We start from the raw sequence: 24,228 nt of genomic DNA, 5'->3' as shown, positions 1-24,228 counted from the left end.
AGGATAAAATAAGTCTTCCAACCAATGTAGGGGGCGCTTGTGGGCGCGACACCCAAAGACAAGCCAAACAAGACGCAATCAGAAACGGAGCATTTTCACATGACCATCGGTGAAAAGCTGAAACGGGCGCGCAAAAAATTGAACCTCGAGTTGGACGATGTCGCCCGCGACACCAAGATTGCCAAGATGTTTCTCATTGCGATGGAAAACGACGACGTCACCGCGTTGCCGGGCGGGGTCTATACGCGCAACTTCCTGCGCACCTACGCCCAGTTCCTTCGCCTGGACGAAGATATCATCACCGCCGAATACCACGAGCAATACGAGATCAAGCCTCATTTCGTGCTCCAGCAGGAGCAGACCAAGATGGACGACGGCGATTACAAGCGACAGCGCCGTCGCCATCTCCTGATCATGTTGATCGTTCTCCTGGTGGCGGCCCTGATCGGCGCCTTCGTGTTCGAACCCTGGGGCCTGATTCCCTCCGATTCGGGTGAATCCCATCCCCAGTTGGGTTCCGATGTGCGCTCGTTGCCGTTGCCGACCGATCGGATCGATTCATCGCCCGGCGATGCCGGCACCAACCCGATTGGCGCGGGCACCGTCACCACCACGGCCGGTTCCGCGACGACCGCACCCAGCCAGGCCGGGACGTCGCCGCCTCCCTCCGACGTCCAAACGCGTGACGTGTCGGCGTCTTCCGCGGCCGACCGACCCTTGCGACCGCCCGATTCGATCGAAGACCGAAATTCGCTCGACGAAAGCGCCTCGAGTCCCGCCGCGCGCGAAGACGACCCTGCGCCGGGGTCGGGCGATCCTTCCCAGCCGACGCCGCCCATGCGCGACGATCTGCTCCCCGTCCACGAGCTGGACGGCCTGACCATCGTCAACGGCGAAGCCGAGCGGCTGGAGGACCTATTCATTATTTATGCAATGGCACCGGTCCGGATCGAGGTCTACATCGACGGTGCCTCCCAGACCAATCGCCAGATCGAGGCCGGCGATTATCGCGCGTACCGCACCGGCTACCTCCATACTATTAAGATATGGGATCTGGAGCGCGTGGTGATTCAAGAGGGGTCGAACGTCTTTCGTCCGGGCTCGGACCGGAGCGGGTCCGTCCTCGTCACCGATTTCAAGTCCGGTCGGTTCATCGAGTCGTTGCAGCGAGTTCTCGAAGAAAGCACTGAAAACTAAATCTGGCGCAGGGAGGCACGATCCATGGAAGGGGTTCTCGAACAGATCCGTAGAGGTGAGCTGCCCGATCAGGCGAAAGAGGCCGTCGTAAAGGGTATTGTTCCGCTCGAAGCGGAAGAATTGATACTGGCGCTTTATTATCTTTGCGAAGAAAATCAGGACTATTTGGATGATGCTCGTGAGACTTTTGATAGTTTGAGTGACGGTGTAAAAAAGCCGTTTTTTCAAGATCGAGAGCAAAAATCAGAGTATCTCGACTTTTATTTGCGTCAGTGTCATTTGACCGGCGAGGTGAAAAGTTCCACCCTCCTGAATCCCAATACTCCGGGCTCCGCGATCATGGAAATCGCTTCGGTGATCGAGGTCGACATGCTCGACCTGGTCGTCAACAACCAGGTCAAGATTCTCGAAGAGCCCGGTATCATCGAGAAATTGCGCGCCAATCCCGGCCTTTCCGTGATTCACAAGCAGAAGCTCGACGAATACGAGCGATTGCTGCTGAAGGAGTTGGTGGACTCCGTCGATGTGCTCCAAAACAAGTCGACCAAGGAAATCGAAGCCGAAGCCATCGCCGACGCCAAGGCCTTCGTCGAGACCTTCGGCAAGGAGAAGGAGTCCAAGGTCGTTCCCAAAAAGGCTGCCGAGAAGATCGCGGCCGCCCTCGACGAGGAAAAGGACCAGACCGATCTCATCAAGCAGCGCATGGCCGAGGACGCCGCCAAACAGAAGCGCTCGGTATTGGAGTTGATCCAGGAGATGTCGGTGCCCCAGAAGATTCAGGCCGCCATCAAGGGCGACCGCGAGTACCGCAACGCCTTGATTCGCGATTCCAACAAGCTGGTTTCCTGTGCCGTCGTCAAATCGCCGCGCGTGACCGAGTCCGAAATCGAATTCTACTCGAACTTGCGCAACGTGCAGACCGACGTCTTGCGGTTGATCGCCATGAACCGGGAATGGACCAAAAACTACAAGGTCGTGCTCAACCTGGTGCGCAATCCTCGCACGCCGCTCGCATTTACGCTCAAATTATTTCCTCGTCTCAACAAGAACGACGTGCGCATGCTGATGCGGGATAAAAATATCCCGGAAGCGCTGCGGACCGTTGCCCGCCGCCAGATGCAGGCCAATCGGTAGCGTCGTCGGAGAGGGGTGGGATGGCGACCGGTTTGGACGTTTTCGGCGGCTGCGATCGGCTTTTCTGCACGATTCGGTCACGATTCTAAATTGACAAGCCGCAACCTTATCTTAAAATGGTTTCAATAATCTCATTCTGAGAGGCTTAGTTCTCGATGGATTACTACCGGGTATTGGAAGTATCGCGTACCTGCACGAGGGACGATTTGCATAAGGCGTTTCGGCGCCTCTCCAAGCAATATCATCCAGATCGGTTTCCGGAAGCGGAGCGGGAACGGGCCGAGAAACATTATCAGACCATTGTAATTGCATTTAACACCCTTAAGGATAGTCGTTTACGTGCAAGGCACGACAAGACGCTGGCATCCGGCATCACACCCAAGGTGGAGGTTCACGAGGATCCGGCCACCAATGCGCAACGCCATTACAAAATGGGATTGGCACGCTATAACGCCGGGAATTTCGAACAGGCGATCGACGCCCTGAATCGCTCCATCTATTTCAAAGAATCATCCGATGCCTGGTACTACAAAGGTATGGCGGAGAGTCGCGTCTCCGGTCGGGGTAAAGATGCGGTGAAAAGCATCGAAAAGGCCCTTTCGCTCAACGCCAAAAACGTCGAATACCACCATGGCTTGATCCAGTTATTGATGCGATATGGGCTAAAAACGCGCGCCAAGGGCGTCGTCGCCCGGGCCCGTCAGTTGTTTCCCAAGGACGAGAAACTGGCGGAAATGGCCGCGGAATTGGATCCCGAGGATGCCAAGAAGGAAGGTCGGTTCAAAAAGAAGGGCGGACTGTTGGGTGGAATTTTTGGCAAAAAATAGGAGACGCTGACGTGTATTTCCAATCCTATGTGGCGACCGATGTCGGTATGAAGCGCAAGGCCAACGAAGATAATTTCTGCGCCAACAAGGAGCTGGGCCTCTTTGTCGTCGCCGACGGCATGGGTGGTCACGCGGCCGGAGAGGTGGCCAGTCGCCTGGCCGTCGAGGAAATCGAATCGGTGTTGCTGCAGTCCCAGGGCGACGAAGATTGGACCTGGCCCGATACCTACGATACCAGCGCATCGCTGACGGCCAACAAGCTGCGTTTTGCCATAAATCTCGCCAATGAAAAAATACGTCGTACTACATTGGAGCGCGTCGAATGTCGCGGCATGGGTACTACTATTGTTGCGGCCATCATTCGCGGTGCACATTGCACCGTGGCGCACGTGGGCGATTCGCGGGCCTATCTTTTCCGCGAAGGAAAACTCTCGGCGCTGACCTCCGACCACAGTTGGGTCAACGAACAGCTCAAGCAGGGCTTTTTAACCCTGGAGCACGCCCGTAACCACCCTTTTCGCAATGTCATCACCCAGGCCCTCGGCAGCGGGGTCGAGGTCAAGGCCGATCTCAAGGACCTGTTGCTGAAAGACAACGATTTGTTGTTGCTGTGTTCCGATGGCTTGAACTCGATGTTGACCGATCACGAAATACTCGGGGTCATCGCCCAAAACAAGGACGCTCATTTGGACGACATGACCCATTTGCTGGTGGACGCAGCCAACCGGAAAGGCGGCGACGACAACATCACGGTGGCCTTGATCCGGGTCTTCGAATGAGGCCTAAGCCGATAAAAACAGTCTGTTTGTGAGCCATCTCAAATTCAACGGCGAAATTGAAAATGGACGTTCGGCCCGGCGGTTTTTTCAGGTAAAGTGAAAATGCAGCCTTACTGGGAACTCTCGATGAGGTGGACAGGCCTCGCTTTGTCGTCGGTTCGGATCGCCGTGGCGCGTGGCGTGTCGTTCTTGGTTTGGTTGGTGGGCTGTAGGAGAGAGCTTCGGCGGAGTCGGTTTGCCGGGGTGATATAAAAACCCGCGTTTGCAACTAGCCGGTTTAGTATGGGCATTGGACGCGATAAGCTTGTTTGAGTCGTTAGGTAGTAGTTTATCTGTCGGCTCTAGAGCGTTGTAAATACGAGTGATGAGGGCTCTGAAGCTGTATGGTATGGGAAAAGGGTGATTTTTTTCTTTGGTGAAAATTGACAATCTTTTCACATAAACAGAACAAGGTCCCGAAAAACGTGACGTTTTACACGCCAAATCTACAAAAACGTTAAATGTTTTTGCGGATAAGCCGATGATAATGTAGCTTGACTCCTAAACTTGGAAAGTGCTAATGTTTCCACACTCTTAGTGACTCATAAGCTTGTATTTTCTTGGGTTTTGCATGAATGAAAGGGGGCGGTTGTGCTGTTTAGGAAGTCCAAGGGGCTAGTGGGCTTGGATATTGGTTCCAGCGCCGTGAAACTCGTCGAGCTCAAGCCTCTTTCCAAAGTCGAAAACAAATGGAAGTTGGTCAACCTCGGTGTCGCCCATCTGACGCCCGAGGTGATCGTCGACGGCTCGATAATGGACAGCACGGTCGTGGTCGACGGGATCGTTCAGCTGTTCAACGAAAACAAGATCAAGACCGGCGAGGTGGCGATCGCGGTGTCGGGTCACAGTGTGATCATCAAGAAGATCACCATGGCCTACATGTCGGAAGACGAACTGAGCGAATCCATTCGCTGGGAAGCCGAAAGTTACATTCCCTTCGACATCGACGACGTCTACCTGGACTACCAGGTGTTGGACGAGGGTGACCGCGGTGACGGCAACATGGATGTCCTCCTGGTCGCGGCCAAGAAAGAGAAGGTTTCGGAATACGTCAGTGTGGTCCAGCAGGCCGGCAAGAACCCGGTCGTGGTGGACTGCGACTCGTTCGCGCTGCAGAACGCCTTGACCGCCAACTACGAGTTGTCCGATTTTCAGGTGACCGCCCTGATCAACATCGGTGCCTCCGTGATGAACATCAATATTCTTCAGGGAAGCAACTCCATCTTCTGGCGTGATATCTCTTTTGGTGGCAATGTGTATACCGACGCCATCCAAAAAGACCTGGGCGTCGATTTCGACACGGCGGAGAAGCTCAAACGCGGCGAGTCGGTCGACGACATCAATTTCGAGAGCGTGATCCCCATCCTCTCGAGCGTGACCAACGACCTCGGCGTCGAGGTCCAGAAGACCTTCGATTTCTTCAAGGCCACGACGTCCGCCGAAAAGATCAACCGCATCATGCTGACTGGGGGCGGATCCAAGATCCTCAACCTGGATTCCTTCCTCTCGGAGCGCTTCGAGGCTCCGGTGGAAATGCTTAATCCCTTTCAGAATATCAGCTATAATGAGAAACAGTTTAACCCCCAGCTAATTCATGATTTGCGGGCAAGTGCCGCCATTGCGGTGGGGCTGGCGATGAGGAGGGTCGGCGACAAATGACCATGATACGCATCAACCTGATAGCCGAGCGCAAGGCCGGTGCCCCGAAGACGCCCAAGAAGGCGGCGAAGAAGTCCAGTGAACTCGAAGAGAACATCATTCTCATCGTGGCCATCGTGATCGCGCTCTTGGGTGGTTTCTTTTGGCATCGCCACTACAAAAATAAGTTACAGGACTTGAAGAACGAACAGCGCAAGCTCCAGGCCGAATACGACAAGGTCAAGATCTGGATCGAAAAGCGCGAAGAGTTCGAGATTCAAAAAGAGTTGCTCAACGAGAAGATCCAGAAGATCAGTTCCCTCAAAGATCGCCGCGAGGGCCCGGTCAAGCTGATGGAAGACGTGCACAACGTGCTTCCCGAGTCGGTGTGGTTGAGTTCCATCAACCAGGGTTTCGATCGCAACCTGACCCAGGCCACCGGTGCCGGACGTTCCTCGTTCGCGCCCAGTAAGGGGCGCAGCCTACCGTCTTCATTGGACGTCAAGGTTTCGGGTTTCGCCAAGAACACCGACGCCATCACCAATTTCGCCAAGAAGATTCAGTCGTTGGATCGCCGCTACGCCAATCTGGATCTCAACCAGTTCGAAAAATTTCAGAAAGAAGAGGAAGGATCTGGGTACAGTTTCGATCTCTACTTCAAGATCAAGCCCGTAAGCAGCGGCGGTGATACCGCGGGTGAGCAAAGCGGGGGCGGCGCACCATGAAACTGACCAAGTTACAGCAGGCGCTCACGGGGCTCGGCATCATCGTGCTCGGCCTCATTCTGACCAACTGGGTGTTCCTCAAGGATATCAAGACCAATATCACCAGTACGGAAAAGAAAATCTCCGAACTGGAGCAGGATATTCGCGTCGCCAAGAACATCCAGCGTTCGGCCGCCGAACTCCAGGAGCAGATGAACCATTTGCGCGCGCAGCTCGACCGTCTGAAGAAGGTTCTTCCCGTCGATATCAACAAGCCCAAGTTTCAGGCCGACGTGAAGCGCTACGCCAACGAGAACGGCATCGAGATCGTTCGTGCGACCAACAACAAACCGGTTACCGATGATGTCATCATCGAACATCCCTTTTCCTACGAGGCTTGGGGTTCCTTCCACGACTTCGGACGATTTTTCGCGCAATTGACCAACTATCCGCGCATCGTCAACATCAAGGGATTGAGCCTGGGTCGGCCCGATGATAAGGAAAACATCGGTTATTCGGTCAAGGCGACATTCATCGTGTCGGTATTCACCTATCGCGAACCTACCCCTGAAGAGCTCAAGGCCCAGATCGAGGAGAAGCGTGCCGCCAAGTCTGGCAAGAACAAGAAGGGCAAACGGGGAAGGAGGTAAGGGGCTGTCATGAATTGGTTTACCCTATCGATAATGATTTGCGTCGGGGCTTTTCTGCCGCTTTTTGCACAGGATTCCGCCGATGAGCAGGTCGACGACAATGCACCCATTACCGGGGGCATTACCTACAACCCCCGCTTGGATGAGAACGAGAAAGCCAGGGATCCTTTCAAGTCTCCCTTTGAACTGGAGCAGGAACAACAGGACCAAACCGGGGTAAATGCCGGGATCCCGAATCAGCAGAATCGTTTACCACAATCGATCGGCGAGTTGGATTTGAAGGGGATCTATCTCGACGCGAAAACCGGGTATTGGGCAATTTTCGATATCGGTGGTGATTACAAGTGGTATCAGGTCGGTGTGCTGTTCCGAGATGCGGACTTGGTCAACATTACCGACAACGCTGTGGTTTTCAAGCACTATACCTCCGAAGATAGTGATCACGTTCGTGAAGTGGTTAAAGAATTGCACCGTGGTGAGGAGTAGTCATGATTAAGAAATGGATCGCTGCTTTTTGTTTGCTGTTGAATGGCGCGGTTTTATTCGCAAATGAAGTGACGATCGAAAAAGCGGTCCCCATGTCCAATGAATCCAAAACTTCATTGGTGATTTTTTATTCGGGTGCCGAAAAATTGAGCTTCTTTGCTCTGGATGCCACGGAAGGGATCTTTTCCATCGATTTCCCCGGTGTTTACAGCAAAGTCGATTTCTCTCAATTGTCCTTCCCTCAGATCTCCGAAGTCATTCAGGAACCTTTGGATGTGGATGCCAACAGCGGGATCCGCCTGCGGTTCGTGATTCGGGACCAGGTCAAGTGTTCCGTCTTCGAGGGCGCCGAGGGGGAAGTCACCCTGTTTTTCGAATCTGAAGACCACGTTGCCGAAACGCTTGCCGCAACCGAAGAGGCCCCCGTCGGTGAATCCGCCGTCCCGGTTTCCTTCGCGCTCGATGGTGTACCCGGCAAAAAACGTTTGAACGGGTTGACGCTCGCCGCTCAGGAACGGACCGGCGTCGTTCGGTTGGCCGTCGATGGGCTGCAAAACTACCGTCAGTTCTTTCTGTCCAATCCCGATCGTTTCGTCTTGGATCTCGAAGAGACGATCGCCGATCTCCAAGAAAATACCTTGACCGCCGATTCGGCTTTGATCCAGCGCGTTCGCGTCAGCCAATTCCGCATTTCGCCCAAGCCGATCACGCGTTGCGTGCTCGACCTCCAGCGTCCGGCCCACATTCAAGTGTTGCAGGTGGACGGCGGTGTCGCGGTGGCCTTCGCGGACCAGAAAGAAGCCCTGACCACCCTGGTGAGCACCTTGGAAATGGGCATGGGTGCGGCACGGACGGCTCAGGTCGTCGACAGCCCCCAGGAGCCGGAAATCGAAGTTCCCGCCCAAGTGGAGGAGCCGATTGCCGCTGAGGACGAAATGGCTTCCGCCGGCGTCGCGGCCCTCGAAGACCATACCGACATCGCTCCGGTGATCGAAGAGCCCGCGGACGAGATCGAAGAAACTCGGACGGAGATGGTGGCCGACACCGCAATGGACGACTTTTCGACGGACTCGGCTCCGGAGAGCCTGCCGGCTCCCGAACAGGTGACCGCACCCGTCGTGGAACCCGTGGCCGCCCAGGTCGCCGTCGTTGAAGAAAAGCCCGCGGCGACGATCGAAAAAACGCCTACAGCGACGATCGAAGAATCGCCCGCGCAAACCTCGAACGTGGCTACGGCTGCCGCAGCTCCGGCACCGATCGTCGAAGAGCCCGCAGCGGTTCCCGCCGACAACGGTATCGCCGCCGAGCTCGATGGCTTCGGAAGCGAGCAGGCCCGCACCGAGCTGCCGCAGGTTCGGGAAGTCGCGGTTTCCCGCAACGACCAAGCCCCGGCCAAAGTCGATCTGCCGAAGCCCCAGTTCGAAATCGCCTCCGACATGGACATGGAAATGCGCGATTTCGTGGCGGAGGACCAGGAAGATTCCTTTTACGGCATGATGCGCAACGTGCGCAGCAATCACCGTGAACTGGATACCATCATCGTCACCAACAACGCGATCGAGTCCAGCAAACTGCGCGAAATGCGCCCGATGCAGCAGGCCGAAGGCGAGAGCGAAGACTTCGCCACCCTGTTCAGTGAAGACGAGGATTCCGACTACGAAACCATCGACGGTGGCGAGCAGGAATACCGCGGCTTCGAAATCTCGATCATCGATGTCAAAGACGCCGACGTCGTCGACCTGCTCCGCTTCATCGCGGACCAAGTGGGAATCAACCTCTACGTAGATTCCTCGGTAGGTACGATCAAGGCCACCTATCGCTTTCGCAACATTCCATGGGACCAGGCTCTGGACATCATCTTGACCAACGCGAACCTGGCCAAAGAATTCAAGAACGGCGTTCTTCGGGTCGCCACCACCGAGAAATTCCGCCAGGAAGAGATTGCACGGGCCCAGTTGAGAACCCAGCGCGAATTGAGTGTTCCGCCCGAAACCGTGACTTTCCCGCTTTCCTACGCCAAGGCGCCCGAGGTCGTGCCCATCGTCGAACAGTATCTGTCTCCCCGCGGCACCATCCTGATGGACGAACGTACCAATACCTTGATCATTGAAGATATCCCCAAGCGCATGGTCGCCATTCGGGCCTTGATCAAGAAGCTGGACAAGATGATCTCGCAGGTGACCATCGAGGCGCGAATCGTCGAATCCTCCAAGCGCTTCCTGCGCGAATTGGGGGTTCAGTGGGGTCTCTCCGCCACCTACTCGCCCGAGTTGGGCACCAACACCGGTTTGGATTTCCCCAACCGCGTCGGCGTCGGCGGGCCGTTGATCGGCAACACCTCTCCCGGCGGCCTCCAGGGCGGCTATGCGGTCAACTTCCCGGCCGTCTCCGAGAACCCCTCCGGTATCGGTCTCTCGCTGGGGAACTTCCTGGACAACTTCAAACTCGACATCTCCCTCCAGATGCTCGAGACCTCCGGTGAAGGCCAGATCATTTCGGCCCCCAAGATCACGACTCAGAACAACAAAACGGCGACCATCAAGAACGGTCAGCGGATTCCCATTCAGACCATCCAGCGCGGTACCATCACGATCCGCTACATCGAAGCGGTCCTGGAGCTGCACGTGACGCCCCACATCACTTCCGACGAGACGATCATCATGGACGTCGTGGTCGACAAATCGGAAGCGGACTTCACCCGCGCGGTCGGCGGTAACCCCGTCATCAACGTGCGGCGCGCCGAAACCCGCCTGCTGGTTAAGAATGGAGGCACGGCGGTCATTGGTGGTATTTTTACCCTGAATGAGCAGACTTCCGAGGAAGGGATCCCCACGCTGCGGAAGGTTCCCTTCATTCGCCGCCTGTTCGGTCACGAGTTGAAACAGTTCGAAAACCAGGAACTTCTGATTTTCATAACCCCGAGAATTGTCAAATACTAGATCACTGAAGGTCGGTCGATTTGAACCATTGCTTAGAGAAGGATGTTGTACCGATGTGGAGAAAAAATTGGTTTTGGATGATCGCCATACCCATGGTTATGGTCATGATGAATTGTGGTGGGGGAGCCAACGACAACCCTCCCGATGTCTCCGTCAACCTCGTTCTGGATGTCAACGAGATTGATGACGATGGCGAATTTGTCGAAGCGGAGATGATCAAGGACGTTGCTTCGACCCGCATCGTTGTGGATGTGTCCGTGGCCCAATCCGGGGCTCCCGTCGACCCCACGGTTGGCGTCGTGAACCTCGAACGGTACACCATTAGTTTCGAGCGCACCGATGGCGGCTCTCCCAACCTGCAGCCGGTACAGGGCGGGTTGGCCCAGACCATTCGCGCGGCTACCATCGAACCCGATCCCGGAGCGATTCCCGTCGAGATCTCCGAAGAGATGCTGGTGGTTTCCACCGACGAAAAGTTGTTTTCCAACTTCGCGCAGGCCTTCCGGGCCAATCCGTCGCCGGTCATCTTCGACGCGACGCTGACGGTATTCGGCCGCACCCAGGGTGGGGATCAGATCAGCCGATCTGCCGGCTTCAAGGTCCAGTGTGCCGTGTTCGGCGAAACCGAGTCCCTGCTGCCGTCGATCACCAGTTTCTCCCAGACCGAACAGGTCACCGTGGGTAACGACTACATCGCCAGTTGGTCCGCCTTCGGCGGTCCGCTGGGCATCTCGTCCGGTCTGTTGTTGACTCCCTGGGGCCAGACCTTGGCGCTGGGTTCCAACAACTTCCCGGTAGGCGGCGCCGCGGTCAGCACCGGCTTTCTGGCCGACCGGATTCCGCCCGGTGGTTCCATCACCTTCCCCACCGGCGTACTGTTCGTCACCAACTTCGCGGGCACCTCACAGTCCGATTCGGGTGACGATGTCGTGATCAGCGCCGGAAGCACTTCCGATATGCAGATCACCCAGTTTTTCGCCGATCGCACCGAGATTTTCCGCGGCGAGAGCATCAATTTGAACTGGGCCGTCACCGGCGGTCCCGACCAACTGGAAGTGTTGCCCTCTTCCTACAGTGGTGTGCCGGTCGATTTCACCGGCCGCGACCTGAGTTTCGACAGCGTCACGATCACGCCCGAGTTCTCCGTACGTCCCCTGCTGCGGGCCCGCCGCAACGACGGCGCCATCGACGAAGCCTTCGTCGAAACGGCGATCACGGTGACCTCCAATGAAATCGGTCCGCCCACCATCGTGCACTTCTCCGCATCGCGCACCCTGGTTCCGGTCGGCAGCCAGATCGTGTTGTTCTGGGATGTATCCGGTCAGTTCACCTCGATCGACCTGTTCCCGGTCAACGGCAACCGCGTCGACGTTACCGATCGCGAAAGCTTCCTGATGCCGCCGATCAACGCCACCGGTCAGCAGACCTACACGCTGGTCGCGCGCGGCATCGACGGCTCCGTGGTCGCCTCGACCGTGACGGTCGATTACTCCGAGAACCTGAACGAGCAGATCGAGATCACCAACATCGTTCAAGAGCCGAACCCGACCATCGAGAACGGCGATCAAGGTTCTTTCCGCTTCACCGTAAGCGATCCCGAGCGTCAGGACTCCTCCTGGCGGGTACGCAAGATCGCCGGTGACCAGGTCACCTTCTTCCCCACCGAAGGCAAGATCGAAGACGGCCTCGGCGATGCCAGTGTCGCGTTCGACGATCGCCCCGACAACACCAACGGGTACTTCACCTTCGAGATCTCCGCCTGGGATGACGACATCTTCGGCTTCGATCGCGGTTCCACCCGTGCGGTTCAGTTGGTTTCCTTCCTCACCACCGATCAATCGGCCAACGGACCCACGATCACCGAAGGACCGACCTTCATCGAAGGTGGCGACCTGGCCGACAGCACGGTTCCCGGTACCGAAGGCATCATCGCTTTCGCCTTCTCCGATCCGGATACACCGAGCCTCTTCTGGTCGGTCCGAATCGTCGCCGGTGATTTCGGCGGGTCCCTGACGCCCAGCTCCGGTACGGTCAACTCCGGCAACGGCGACATCGCCGTTCGCTACGTGGACGATCCCGATACGCCGGCCGATCCGGTCGTCTTCGAGGTTCGCGTCGAAGAGCGCGGCGTGGCCGAGCCCCAGGTCGACATCGCAATCCTGCGTCACGACAAGGGCACCACCGGCGGTGGCGGCGTCGATCCCACTCCGGGAACGATCGCCCTGCGGTTCGACGGTCTCTTCGCCAACCTTTTCGGTGGCGTGAACAACACCGACGCCATCAACGACTTCCTGTTGTTCCTCGGCGATACCGGCGGCGATCCCCGCTTCTTCCGCAACAGCGACCTGAGCGGCCCGATCGACGGCATCTCCTCGATTTGGGATTTCAGCCACGAAACCAACAACCCCGGCAACATCGCGACCGTCGACTACACGAGGGATTTCCTGCCCTCCGGCAGTGTGGACAACACGGGTTCCATGACCCGCGTGGGTTACTTCTCGAACCCCGGTTCCACCACCGCCGCCAGCGACACGCCGATCGACAACGGGGTTTCGCGTTGGTTCTTCAGCTTCACGGTAGGCTCGTTCGGACCGAACCTGCCCACCGCGGGCGCCACCCGTACCTATCAGATCTCCGCGGATGTGGAAGATCAGAACGATGTCACGGCGACGTTCTCGCGCACCTTGACCATCGTGGCGCCGAACCCCTAAATCGAAACCGGGTTTAAAGGATTTCAGCCCCTCCATGAACCAGTACATTATCTCTTCACTCGAGCAGCAGCTTAAGAAGGATCCATATTCGCGGGTCTTTCTTCGGCTTGCCGAGGAGCTGAGAAAGGGTGGCCTTTTCCAAAGGGCGGCTCGCGTGTGCATGGAGGGGCTTCGCCATCATCCGAACTACGTACCGGCATGGGTCTGTCTGGGGCGATGTCGCGAAAGCCTGGGCGATGTCGCGGAGGCCGAAAAGGCCTTTCGCGAAGTGCTCAAATTCGCACCCGACAATCCCCATGCCTTGCGTGGTTTGGGGCTGATCTTCAAGCAAGCCGGTCAGTGGGAACAGGCCCGCTACCACTTCGAACGGCTGTTGATTCAGGAGCCCGCCGACGAGCAGCTCGAGGCGTGGTTGCTGGAGATCGGGCAGGCCCAGGATGCGCAAGCCGGTTCGGGCGAGGATGCGAGCGACGTGTCCGAAGATCCGTCCGAAGCCGACATCGAATTCGTGATCCCCGATGAAGCGGGAGAGGACGAGAGTGCCCCCGATTTGGTCGACGAAGACGAAGCGATGCTGCTCGAAGAGGACATGGAAGAACTCGCGGAGGATCAGATCGAGGAGATCGACGACTCCGAATACGACACGTTGGAGCGGGAGCCCATGATCGTCGAGGACAGTACGTCGGCCGATGAATCTCCGACCGGGTTCGAGACCTCGAACGAAGCGGTCTCCTTCGAAGGCCAACAACCCCCAGATGGAACTGAAGTGATTGGCGCCGGTCAATCGGACCTACCGCAACCCCGATCGGGCTTTGCGAGTGGCCAAAGCGACAATGATTTGAGTGCTATCGAGGAACTCGACGAGGATGATTTCCTCGACGACGACGATCTCGAGATGCCGGACCTCGACGATCTCGACGGTGATTTTCACGATCACGAGGTGGAGATGGCCATGTCGGGCGCCAATGGTTCCTTTCTCGACGATCGCCCTCTGGAGGACGACCGGGTCGAGACCGACACCGCCGCACCCTATTCCGAACCGGATTCCGAGGTGCACGTCGAGGAACCGCCGGCCGAACCCGCGCAGACGCCTGCCGAGGAAACGGCGCCGGTGCCGGAACCGGACATCGCGACCTTTTCGCCAGGCGAAACGCTGCCTATCACCGATGCAGGCTTTGTCGACGCCAACGCCACCGTGGAAATGGAAGGCGATTTGGCCTTCGATGACTTCGTCGTGGTGGAGCGTCCGTCCCAACCGACTCCCGAGCCCGCGCCGCCCGAATCGGTCGCGGCCGAGGCCATATCGGAACCCGAACCCGAACCCGCCGACGCCAATATGGACGCCATCGATCTCCAGTTCGAAAAGGCGCTCAGTGCCGCCGAAGACGACCCGGCCGCCCTGTTGGAAGCCGAACTCAGCGCGGGCCTGGAAGAGGGTGTGGATCTCGATCCACTGGTGGATATTTCCGACCCTGAATACGAACACCGAACGACGCTTGGTCTGAAACATGAGAAGATGGAGCATTACGAGGAAGCCGAGCTCATATACCGCACGCTGTTGCGTCATCGACCGGGTGATGTGGTCGTGACCAATCACCTACAGCGATTGGTGGGGATCATGACCACCGAAACCAAGAAGCGGAAAAAGATTCGACGCCTTTCCAACTGGTTGGACAAAATCAAGGGAGCCTATCATGTTTCATAGCCTCATCAAGGAAATCTGGTCTACGACACCGGGCTTGGACAATGTCATGCTTTCCGGCGTCGATGGGATCGTGATAGCGCGCCATCACGAGAGCGAGAAGGACGATATCGTCGCGGCGGAGGCCGCCAGTCTGGTAAAAGACGTGCAGAAATTCGGTGGCGAGCTGGAGGCCGGCAACCTCAAAAGCCTTTGTGCCCACTACGAAGACATGATGATCGCCATCCAAATGGTTACGGCCGAGTATCTTCTCCTCGGCGTCGTCAAGGACCCCCAGTATTTGGGTCTGGTTCAATATCGATTCACGTTGAAGTCCTACGAGTGGTATTCGGCCATCGCCTGATTCTCCGTTTTAAGTTTGATCGGTGAGCCTGACTCGGTTAAGATGCCGAGGTGTTCCGGCTTAACCCCGTATCTTCCCACGGTCCGCGCCCTGTCATGTGGCGTGAAGTCGGTTTCAATGTTATGGGAATTAGGTGCTGATTATGGAAATCAATGAGATCAAAGAAATCATCAAGCTGTTTTCCAGCAGTAATGTGGATCAGCTCGAAATCGACAAGGAAGGACTGAGCCTCAAACTCGGCAAGGACAAGACCAGTGTCGTTTCCGCGCCCGTCGAGGTAGTCGTTCCCACTGCCGCGGCCGTATCGTCCCCGGCAGCTCCCCCGGAAGACGCCGAAGATACCGACCTGTTCATTGTGACTTCTCCGATCGTCGGTACCTATTACCGCGCTCCCAGCCCCGACGCCGACCCGTTCGTGGACGTCGGGTCTCGGGTAAAAAAGGGACAGACCCTGTGTATCGTCGAAGCCATGAAACTCATGAACGAGATTCAGGCCGAGCAGAGCGGCGAAGTGGTCAAGTTCTTCGCGGATAATGGTGAAGGCGTCGAATACGGTCAACCGCTTATCGGCATCAAGGTCGGGTAGGCACGGCGCCAACGCGGATCGGAGTTCATCGAGTTATGTTTAAAAAGATCTTGATCGCCAATCGCGGCGAAATCGCCCTGCGCGTCATCTGGGCCTGTAAAGAGTTGGGGATTCAAACCGTCGCCGTCTATTCCGAGGCGGACGAACTGTCCTTGCACCGGCGCTTCGCCGATGAGGACGTGTGCATCGGCCCGGCACCCTCCAATCAAAGTTACCTCAACATTCCCGCCATCATTTCGGCCGCGGAGATCACCGGCGCCGAGGCCATCCACCCCGGCTACGGGTTTTTGTCCGAAAACGCCCATTTCATCGAGGTTGCCGAATCCTGCAAGCTCATGTTCATCGGTCCCAAGGTGCACGCCATTCGCACCATGGGCAACAAGGCGATGGCCCGCGAGACGATGAAAAAGGCCGGGGTTCCCGTGCTGCCCGGCTCGGACGGGCCGATCAGCGAGCGTGAGAAGGCGATTCAGGTCGCCAAGGAGATCGGATTCCCGGTGATCATCAAGGCCAGCGCCGGCGGCGGCGGACGCGGCATGCGCGTGGTCGAGAGCGCCGACCAATTGGAGCACGCCTTGGATACGGCCAGTGCCGAGGCGGTGGCGGCCTTCGGCAACGGCGACGTGTACATCGAAAAATACCTCACCAATCCACGCCACATCGAGATTCAGGTCCTCGCCGATCACCACGGCCACGTGATCCACCTGGGCGAACGGGAATGCAGCATTCAACGTCGCCACCAAAAAATCATCGAGGAAGCGCCTTCCCCGGTCCTGTCCCAGGAGATTCGCGATGCGATGGGCGACGCGGCGGTTCTGGCCTCCCGAGCGGTGGATTACCGCGGTGCGGGCACGGTCGAGTTCCTCTACGACGAGGACGGCTCCTTCTACTTCATGGAGATGAACACGCGGATCCAGGTAGAGCACGGCGTGACCGAATTGATCACGGGCATGGATCTGGTCAAATGGCAGATTCGCGTGGCCGCCGGCGAGCGACTCACCGTGAAGCAGGAAGACGTCAAAATCCATGGACACGCGCTCGAGTGTCGCATCAACGCCGAGCATCCGGAGACGTTCCGGCCTTCGCCCGGATTGATCGAGCACTTCCATCTGCCAGGCGGCCCAGGGGTGCGGGTGGATTCCGCGGCCTATGCCGGCTATCGGGTGCCGCCGCACTACGACTCCATGATCGCCAAGTTGATGACCCACGGTGCCGACCGTGGCGAGGCGATTTCACGTATGAAACGGGCGCTCGGGTTGACCGTCATCGAGGGCATCGATACCAACTTGACCCTGCACAATGCCATCATGGACGATGACGATTTCGTGGAGGGTCGTCTGTCGACGCGCTTCATGGAACACTTTTTCGCCAAACGAGATGAAAAAAACTAAATTTTGCCTGACCGGCTTCATGGGAGCCGGCAAGACGACCGTGGGGCGTGCGTTGGCCGATCGGCTTGCGCTGCCCTTTTTCGATCTCGACGTCGAAATCGAACGCGGCGAAGGCCGAACCATCCCCGATATATTCAGCGTGTCGGGAGAGGCGTTCTTTCGCGACCTGGAACTGACCTATCTGCGCCGGTTGCCCGCCACGGCCGTGATCGCCCTGGGCGGCGGCACCTACGCGACCCGAGCCGTGCGCGACCACATTCTCGAACAGGGCCTGGCGATTTTCCTGGATTGGCCCTTCGACATCCTGTTGGCCCGCGTCGCCGGCGATCCCAACCGCCCGCTCGCGGTCGACGCCGCGCGTCTGGCCGCACTTTACGCGCGGCGGCGGCCGATCTATCTCCAGGCCGATTTGGTCTGGCAATCGTATCCGCCGCATCACGAGTCGGTCGAAGATATCGTGGCCGACCTGGCCGAGCGACTACCGCTGCCCTGAGCCGTCCTAAGCGTGCGGCAAATCGCCGTTTCGGGTGCGTTTCCAGGGGGGGCGCCGCGATCTCCCAGAATCCCACAAAAGCCGTGTTCTCTTGGATTTGGTTCTTTTGAAGGGAACCAAAAGCACGGTGGTCGTGGTATCCTTGCGGCACATCACATTCTTTCGGTTTGGCTTTGCCCGACGGGGGCAAGCTGGGGTATTTCCTTTAGTGATAGCCAGAAACGGTGTCGCGGCGTCGTGGTACGACCGTACCTAGCGTTGTCGCATATGCTCGAGTGGGTCGGCTGTCTCTGAGACTGCGTCGACTGAGGCCTGTCTGAGTCGGGATTGTCACAGTATCGTTGTGACACATTACCCCGTGAATACCCGATTTGGATGAGAAGGTTAATCTTCTTTAAACTCAGTTTGTTTCAATCGAAAATGACGCGATCAAAGATTGACAATTGGACCTGCAAACATTAGGCTTGGAACTATGTATTCCCAGCTTGGGGGCATGTGTGAGTAATAAGTTAGGCGAGCTTTTGGTGAGGGCGGAACTCATCACCAAAGAGCAGCTCGACACCGCTATGGGTGTCCAGAACAAGGAAGGCGGCCGGCTTGGGTTCACCTTGATCAAGCTCGGCTATGTCAAAGAAGACGAGATCACTCAGTTCCTCAGCAAGCAGTACGGCGTGCCGGCCATCAACCTGGCGAAATTGCACATCGATCCCTCGGTCATCAAGTTGGTGCCGGCGGACGTGGCGCAAAAGTACCAGGTATTGCCGGTGAGTCGTCAGGGCGCCACCTTGACCCTGGCCATGATCGACCCCACCAACGTGTTCGCCATGGACGACATCAAGTTCATGACCGGCTACAACGTCGAACCGGTGGTTGCGAGTGAACTGGCGATCAAAGAAGCCATTACGCGTTACTACGGGTCCAATACTGCCTTGGAACTCAAGCAGATCATGGACGACATCCAAACCAAGGAAGAGGAGGAGCTCGAAGATCCGGATCTCGAAGTCATCGAAGACGAAGAAGAGATCGACGTCGACTCGCTCCAGGATTCTTCCGAGGAAGCGCCCGTCGTCAAGCTGGTCAACATCATGCTCACCGATGCCGTTCGCAAAGGCGCCAGCGACATTCACGTGGAGCCTTACGAAAAGGAGTTCCGGGTGCGGTACCGTATCGACGGTATCCTGCACGAAGTGATGACACCGCCGCTGAAGATGCGGGATGCGATTATCAGCCGCTTGAAGATCCTGTCCAAATTGGACATCTCCGAGAAGCGCCTGCCCCAGGATGGGCGCATCAAGCTGAAGATGAACCTGGACGGCCGCAAGAAGGAATTGGATTATCGCGTGTCGGTGTTGCCGACGCTTTTCGGCGAGAAGGTGGTTCTCCGGCTGTTGGATCAGGACAACCTGATGCTGGACCTCACCAAGCTGGGTTTCGAGGAACGGTCGCTCAAAATCTTTCTGGATTCCATCGAACGACCCTGGGGCATGGTGCTGGTGACCGGGCCCACCGGTTCGGGCAAGACCAATACGCTCTACAGCTCGATTCAGCGGTTGAACCGTCCGGACGTGAACATCATGACCGCCGAAGACCCGGTGGAATTCAACATGGCCGGCATCAACCAGGTCCAGGTTCGCGACAACATCGGATTGAACTTCGCCGCGGCACTGCGCTCCTTTCTTCGTCAGGATCCCAACACCATTCTGGTGGGCGAGATCCGCGATTTCGAAACCGCGGAAATCTCCATCAAGGCCAGCCTTACCGGGCACCTGGTGTTGTCCACGCTGCACACCAACGACGCGCCGAGCACGATCAACCGCCTCATGAACATGGGGATCGAGCCCTTTCTCGTGGCCACTTCGGTCCACTGCATCGTGGCCCAGCGACTCATCCGCCGAGTTTGCAAGGACTGCAAGGAAGTGGTTTCCGTTCCGGCTCAAGCCTTGATGGACATCGGCTTGACGGCCGAGGAAGCCGAAACCGCCACCGTCTACGAAGGTGTCGGCTGCGCGACCTGTCACGGCAACAAGTACAAGGGCCGAGTGGGCCTTTATGAAGTCATGGAAATTACCGAAAATATCAAAGAGCAGATTCTTACGGGGGCGAACGCCATCGAGCTCAAGGAGCAGGCGGTCGAGGACGGAATGATCACGTTGCGACGCAGCGGACTGTACAAAATTCTGGCCGGGACCAGCAATATCGAAGAGGTCGTTCGCGAAACGGTTCTTTAAGAAGGGTGAGGACAAATGTCGGTTACACTTTCACAGTTGCTCAAAACCATGGTCGAACAAAACGGGTCCGACCTTCATATCACTACCAATTCACCGCCCCAGGTTCGGGTCGACGGCCGCTTGATTCCTCTCAAAAGTCCCCCGCTCAATGCCTCCGAAACCAAGCAACTCTGTTACTCGGTATTGACGGATGCCCAAAAGCACCGACTCGAGGAAGACCTCGAGATCGACTTCTCCTTCGGGGTCAAGGGTCTGTCCCGTTTCCGTGCCAACGTGTACAACCAAAAAGGGGCCATCGCGGGCGTATTTCGCTCCATTCCCAACCAGATTCCGGAAATGAGCACGCTCGGGCTGCCGCCGGTCGTCAGCAAGCTCTGCGACAAGCCGCGCGGATTGGTTCTGGTGACCGGTCCCACCGGTTCGGGCAAGTCGACCACCCTGGCTTCCATGATCAACAAGATCAATGACGATCGGCACGCGCACATTCTCACCATCGAGGACCCGATCGAGTATCTCCACACCCACAAGAACTGTTTGGTGAACCAGCGCGAAATTCACGCCGACTCCCACGCCTTCTCCTCCGCTTTGCGCTCGGCGCTGCGTCAAGATCCCGACGTAATCCTAATTGGTGAGATGCGTGACTTGGAAACCATGGAAACTGCGATTACCATTGCAGAGACGGGCCACTTGACCTTTGCCACCCTGCACACCAATTCGGCCGCGGAAACCATCAACCGCCTGGTCGACTCCTTTCCCGCGCACCAACAGGCTCAGGTCCGTGCCCAGCTTTCTCTCGCGCTGGAAGGAATCATGTGTCAGACCCTGTTGCCGCGGGCCAGCGGGAAGGGTCGGGTACTCATCATGGAGATCCTCATTCCCGATTCCGCGATTCGCAACCTCATTCGACAGGACAAAATTCACCAAATCTATTCCTCCATGCAATCCGGGCAGACCAAACACGGCATGCAAACTTTCAATCAGGCTTTGGCCACTGCATATTTCAAGAAGCAGATCTCTATGGATGTGGCATTGCGGGCGAGCTCGAACAACGAAGAACTCAAGGAAATGATCGAGCGCGGTACCGGCTTGGTTGAATACAGCATGGATTCCGGGGCGTCTGCCGCTCAGAAACGAAACCCGCGGACCAAGTACCGGTAGGATGGGGAGGCTTTAAATGGCAAAATTTGAATGGAAAGGGAAAACCAAATCCGGCGAGAACCAACGGGGCGTCCTGGTTGCCAAAAGCCGGGAAGAAGCTGAATCCCTTTTGAACCAGCGGAATATCAAGGTCAGCAACATCAAGGAAGAGGGCAAGAGTTTCCAGATGCCGGCCATCGGCGGCGGGGTCTCGGCCAAAGACGTTGCGGTCTTCACGCGCCAGTTCTCGGTCATGATCGACGCGGGCCTGCCCTTGATTCAGTGTTTGGAGTTGCTTGGCTCCCAGCAGAAGAACAAGAAATTCGGCGCCATGATTCACGCGGTACGCGGCGATGTGGAAAGCGGTTCGACCCTGTCCGATTCCATGCGGAAACACCCCAAGGCGTTCGATTCCCTCTACGTGAACATGATCGCGGCCGGTGAGGCCGGCGGTATTCTCGATCAGATCCTGGAGCGTCTGTCGGAATACATCGAAAAAGCGGTCAAGCTGAAGGCCCAGGTCAAATCGGCCCTGGTCTATCCGGCCATCGTCATGGCGGTTGCCGGGATCGTCGTCTTCATCATCATGTACTTCGTCATCCCGACCTTCGCGGCCATGTTCCAGTCGGCCGGTAACGAGCTGCCAACTCCGACGCGCATCACGCTCGGCGTCTCCAAGTTCATCGAAAACTACGCCATCTTCATGTTCATCGCTATGGCCCTGATCTTCTACACGATCAAGCGCTACCACGGGACCTACCATGGTCGAAGGGTCTTGGACCGGTTGGTGCTCAAGATTCCGGTCATGGGGATGCTACTCCAGAAAATCGCCATCGCGCGCTTCTGTCGAACCCTGTCCACCTTGATCGCGGCCGGTGTCCCGATTCTCGACGGCATCGAGATCACCGCGCGAACCGCGGGGAACGCCATCATCGAAGATGCGCTGATGGGCGTCAAGAAGGAAATCGAAGAAGGTAAGACCATTGCGGAGCCGCTGGGTAAAATATCGTTGTTCCCACAAATGGTCGTCTCCATGATCAGCGTCGGTGAATCGACCGGTGCATTGGATACCATGCTCAGCAAGATCGCCGATTTCTACGAGGACGAGGTCGATGTGGCCGTCGCCGCCTTGATGAGTATGCTGGAACCGATCCTGATCGTCGTACTCGGTTGTATCATCGGTTTCATCGTCATCTCGCTCTACTTGCCGATCTTCCAGTTGGCAAACCAAGGCTGATCGCCTCGCGAAAGTCCGACTGACTTGCCTTGCAAAAACCGGAAAAGCCACCCGTGCTTTTCCGGTTTTTTGTGTTCACGGCCCCGAACCCATCCGGATCGCCATCTTTTCCGGTCGGCGCCGGGACTTCAGTCGGTAGAATGGGGCAGCGCCGGCCGCCTCGACAGACACCGACACCGATTGGGGTTCCCGATTCGGCGTTCGGTGGCGGGTCCAGGCCGGTCTCCCCGCCGCATCACGAACGGCGCGCGGAATCGAGCCTGGCCAGGTGGGTCGTGGTCGTTTCGAAAGGTTTATCCATGAATGCACACAGGGGCTTCGGCCGGCGAGTGGAAAGGATCCACCCGGGCGTGCCGATCGAGGATCGGGCATGATCATTCGCGTCATTTCACTGATTCTCTATCGCGTGGTCCTGGTGTCCATGCTGCTCCTCTACCAGGTGCTGGCACTGATTTTCGAGTTCCCCACCTTCGCCTTCGCCTCGGTGTTGTTGTTGGTCGCCCTCGTTTCGTTGCTCAGCCTGCTGTACATCCGATTGCTGGCCAAGCAGCTTCAGGTGGGTGAGGCCCGGTCCGAGAAGGAGCGGCGATCGTGGCTCAACGGCCTGGTATTGGTACAGTTTCTGGTTGATTTGATTCTGATCAGCATCACCATTTACCTGACCGGGGCGATCGAGACCAATCTGCGTTTCGTGTACCTGGCCGTGATTCTGCTTTCGGCCGTCTTTCTCGACAAGTTCTCCATCTACGCCATCATGGTCTGCTCGTTGTCGATGTACTATTCGACCCTGGTTCTGATGGTGTATCCCATCGTGGTGCCGGCCCGCACCGCCGATTTCCTGACCGTCGCCAAACAGGTCAACCCCTACATGATCGGCCAGGTCGTGCTGTGCTTCTTTACGGCCCTGTTGAGCGGGTTCATGCAGACCGCCTACCGATCCAGCCGAAGGATCTTGATGCGCAAGGAAGAAAACATCCGCTCCCTGCGCGTCATTCGCCGCAAGATCGTCGAAAGCCTGCCCGGCGGTCTGATGACCTGTGATTCCGAGGGCGATATCAACTTCGTCAACCAAATGGGATTGCGTTTGTTACAACGCACCAACAACGATCTGCTCTACCAGAATGCCTGGGCCCTGTTTGGCCTGCATCCGGTCACGATTCCGCCGAGGAAACCCCACGGACCCATTTCGCGGGTGGAGTGTCGGGTCACCGTGAAGGGGACCCGCCGGATTTTCGGCGTGACCTTCAGCCCGATGGAGTTCGAATCGGGAACCGAGGGTTTTTTGATCGTGTTTCAGGATTTGACCAAGATCAAGATGCTCGAGGAGAACAAGCGGCTGGCCGAACGCATGGGCGCTCTCGCCAAAATGGCGGCAGGGGTCGCCCACGAGATCCGCAACCCCCTGGCGGCCATCAGCGGCAGCATCCAGGTGCTCAAGGAGATGGTGCCCCCGGAAGAAACCGCCCAGGAGTTGGCCGATATCGTCGAGAAGGAATCGACCCGGCTCAGCGATATCATTTCCCAATTCCTGAATTACGCCAGGCCGGGCTCGCCGCCGGATCCGCGCATCGTGGATCTGGGTCAGAGCGTTCGGGATTTCGTAAAGCTGGTTCGCAACGACGCCTACTACAGCAACCTCGAGATCCAGGTAAATTTGGCGGAGGGCGATCTCACGATCCTCGGCGACGTGGCCAAACTCAACCAGGTCTTTTGGAACCTGGTGCGCAACAGTCACGAGGCTTGTGGTGAAAAGGGGCTTTTGATCCTAGAATGTAGGGAAGCTCGGGAAGATGTGATCTTCAGTATCGTGGATAACGGCAAGGGCATGAGTGAGGATCAGCTCGAAGATTTGTTCACGCCTTTCCAGAGTTTTTCACGGGGCACCGGTCTGGGTATGAGTATCGTCTACGAAATCGTGCAAATGCACGACGGACGCATCGAAGTCACGAGCAAGGTAGGCGAAGGCACCAGAATCGACGTCCATTTTCCTAAATATCGCGATTGAAT

The 24,228-nt window shown here is 57.1% G+C and carries 19 protein-coding genes; all 19 read left to right on the top strand.

Annotated elements, in window-relative coordinates:
* The first annotated feature begins 99 nt into the window (after nucleotides 1-99).
* Nucleotides 100-1,197 (top strand): helix-turn-helix domain-containing protein, encoded by a 1,098-nt coding sequence (locus J3U87_RS11195; RefSeq protein ID WP_237383122.1) that lies wholly within the window; start codon nucleotides 100-102, stop codon nucleotides 1,195-1,197.
* Nucleotides 1,198-1,221: 24 nt separating this feature from the next.
* The gene (locus tag J3U87_RS11190; protein ID WP_237383121.1) at nucleotides 1,222-2,331 is read left to right on the top strand and encodes a hypothetical protein; all 1,110 of its coding nucleotides are present in this window, start codon (nucleotides 1,222-1,224) and stop codon (nucleotides 2,329-2,331) included.
* Between the two features lie 155 nt (nucleotides 2,332-2,486).
* Nucleotides 2,487-3,158: a J domain-containing protein gene (locus J3U87_RS11185; protein WP_237383120.1), complete on the top strand. Its 672-nt coding sequence runs from the start codon at nucleotides 2,487-2,489 to the stop codon at nucleotides 3,156-3,158.
* A gap of 11 nt (nucleotides 3,159-3,169) precedes the next feature.
* Complete coding sequence (locus J3U87_RS11180) at nucleotides 3,170-3,937, top strand: Stp1/IreP family PP2C-type Ser/Thr phosphatase (RefSeq protein WP_237383119.1); 768 nt, start codon at nucleotides 3,170-3,172, stop codon at nucleotides 3,935-3,937.
* Nucleotides 3,938-4,600: 663 nt separating this feature from the next.
* Nucleotides 4,601-5,635: a type IV pilus assembly protein PilM gene (gene pilM, locus J3U87_RS11175; RefSeq protein ID WP_237383118.1), complete on the top strand. Its 1,035-nt coding sequence runs from the start codon at nucleotides 4,601-4,603 to the stop codon at nucleotides 5,633-5,635.
* The gene (locus J3U87_RS11170) at nucleotides 5,632-6,339 is read left to right on the top strand and encodes a PilN domain-containing protein (RefSeq protein WP_237383117.1); all 708 of its coding nucleotides are present in this window, start codon (nucleotides 5,632-5,634) and stop codon (nucleotides 6,337-6,339) included. Before pilM ends, J3U87_RS11170 begins: the two co-directional genes overlap by 4 nt.
* A complete protein-coding gene (locus J3U87_RS11165) occupies nucleotides 6,336-6,968 on the top strand; it encodes a type IV pilus inner membrane component PilO (protein ID WP_237383116.1) in 633 nt (210 codons plus the stop codon). The genes J3U87_RS11170 and J3U87_RS11165 overlap by 4 nt, the downstream gene beginning before the upstream one ends.
* Before the next feature lie 9 nt (nucleotides 6,969-6,977).
* Complete coding sequence (locus tag J3U87_RS11160; protein WP_237383115.1) at nucleotides 6,978-7,454, top strand: hypothetical protein; 477 nt, start codon at nucleotides 6,978-6,980, stop codon at nucleotides 7,452-7,454.
* Nucleotides 7,455-7,600: 146 nt separating this feature from the next.
* Nucleotides 7,601-10,393 carry a type IV pilus secretin PilQ gene (locus J3U87_RS11155; protein ID WP_237383114.1) on the top strand — a complete coding sequence of 931 codons (2,793 nt, stop codon included), beginning with the start codon at nucleotides 7,601-7,603 and terminating at the stop codon, nucleotides 10,391-10,393.
* Between the two features lie 104 nt (nucleotides 10,394-10,497).
* On the top strand, nucleotides 10,498-13,104 hold the full coding sequence (locus J3U87_RS11150) for a hypothetical protein (protein WP_237383113.1): 2,607 nt from the start codon (nucleotides 10,498-10,500) through the stop codon (nucleotides 13,102-13,104).
* Between the two features lie 34 nt (nucleotides 13,105-13,138).
* On the top strand, nucleotides 13,139-14,809 hold the full coding sequence (locus J3U87_RS11145) for a tetratricopeptide repeat protein (RefSeq protein ID WP_237383112.1): 1,671 nt from the start codon (nucleotides 13,139-13,141) through the stop codon (nucleotides 14,807-14,809).
* On the top strand, nucleotides 14,799-15,149 hold the full coding sequence (locus J3U87_RS11140) for a roadblock/LC7 domain-containing protein (protein ID WP_237383111.1): 351 nt from the start codon (nucleotides 14,799-14,801) through the stop codon (nucleotides 15,147-15,149). Before J3U87_RS11145 ends, J3U87_RS11140 begins: the two co-directional genes overlap by 11 nt.
* Nucleotides 15,150-15,291: 142 nt before the next feature.
* On the top strand, nucleotides 15,292-15,735 hold the full coding sequence (gene accB, locus J3U87_RS11135) for an acetyl-CoA carboxylase biotin carboxyl carrier protein (RefSeq protein WP_272932482.1): 444 nt from the start codon (nucleotides 15,292-15,294) through the stop codon (nucleotides 15,733-15,735).
* Between the two features lie 35 nt (nucleotides 15,736-15,770).
* The gene (gene accC / locus J3U87_RS11130) at nucleotides 15,771-17,126 is read left to right on the top strand and encodes an acetyl-CoA carboxylase biotin carboxylase subunit (RefSeq protein ID WP_237383110.1); all 1,356 of its coding nucleotides are present in this window, start codon (nucleotides 15,771-15,773) and stop codon (nucleotides 17,124-17,126) included.
* The gene (locus tag J3U87_RS11125; protein ID WP_237383109.1) at nucleotides 17,113-17,619 is read left to right on the top strand and encodes a shikimate kinase; all 507 of its coding nucleotides are present in this window, start codon (nucleotides 17,113-17,115) and stop codon (nucleotides 17,617-17,619) included. The genes accC and J3U87_RS11125 overlap by 14 nt, the downstream gene beginning before the upstream one ends.
* Before the next feature lie 497 nt (nucleotides 17,620-18,116).
* Nucleotides 18,117-19,847, top strand: coding sequence for a type IV-A pilus assembly ATPase PilB (pilB, locus tag J3U87_RS11120; RefSeq protein ID WP_237383108.1), 1,731 nt, complete (start codon nucleotides 18,117-18,119; stop codon nucleotides 19,845-19,847).
* A 15-nt stretch (nucleotides 19,848-19,862) separates the two neighbouring features.
* Complete coding sequence (locus tag J3U87_RS11115) at nucleotides 19,863-21,005, top strand: type IV pilus twitching motility protein PilT (protein ID WP_237383107.1); 1,143 nt, start codon at nucleotides 19,863-19,865, stop codon at nucleotides 21,003-21,005.
* Nucleotides 21,006-21,021: 16 nt separating this feature from the next.
* Nucleotides 21,022-22,221 (top strand): type II secretion system F family protein, encoded by a 1,200-nt coding sequence (locus J3U87_RS11110; RefSeq protein WP_237383106.1) that lies wholly within the window; start codon nucleotides 21,022-21,024, stop codon nucleotides 22,219-22,221.
* A gap of 370 nt (nucleotides 22,222-22,591) precedes the next feature.
* Nucleotides 22,592-24,226 (top strand): two-component system sensor histidine kinase NtrB, encoded by a 1,635-nt coding sequence (locus J3U87_RS11105; protein ID WP_237383105.1) that lies wholly within the window; start codon nucleotides 22,592-22,594, stop codon nucleotides 24,224-24,226.
* Nucleotides 24,227-24,228 lie beyond the last annotated feature (2 nt).

Origin of the sequence: Sulfidibacter corallicola (genome assembly GCF_017498545.1) — a bacterium.
GTDB classification, from domain to species: Bacteria; Acidobacteriota; Holophagae; order Acanthopleuribacterales; family Acanthopleuribacteraceae; genus Sulfidibacter; species Sulfidibacter corallicola.
Note: the sequence above shows the minus strand (reverse complement) of the source record. Positions and strands in the feature narration are given on the sequence as shown.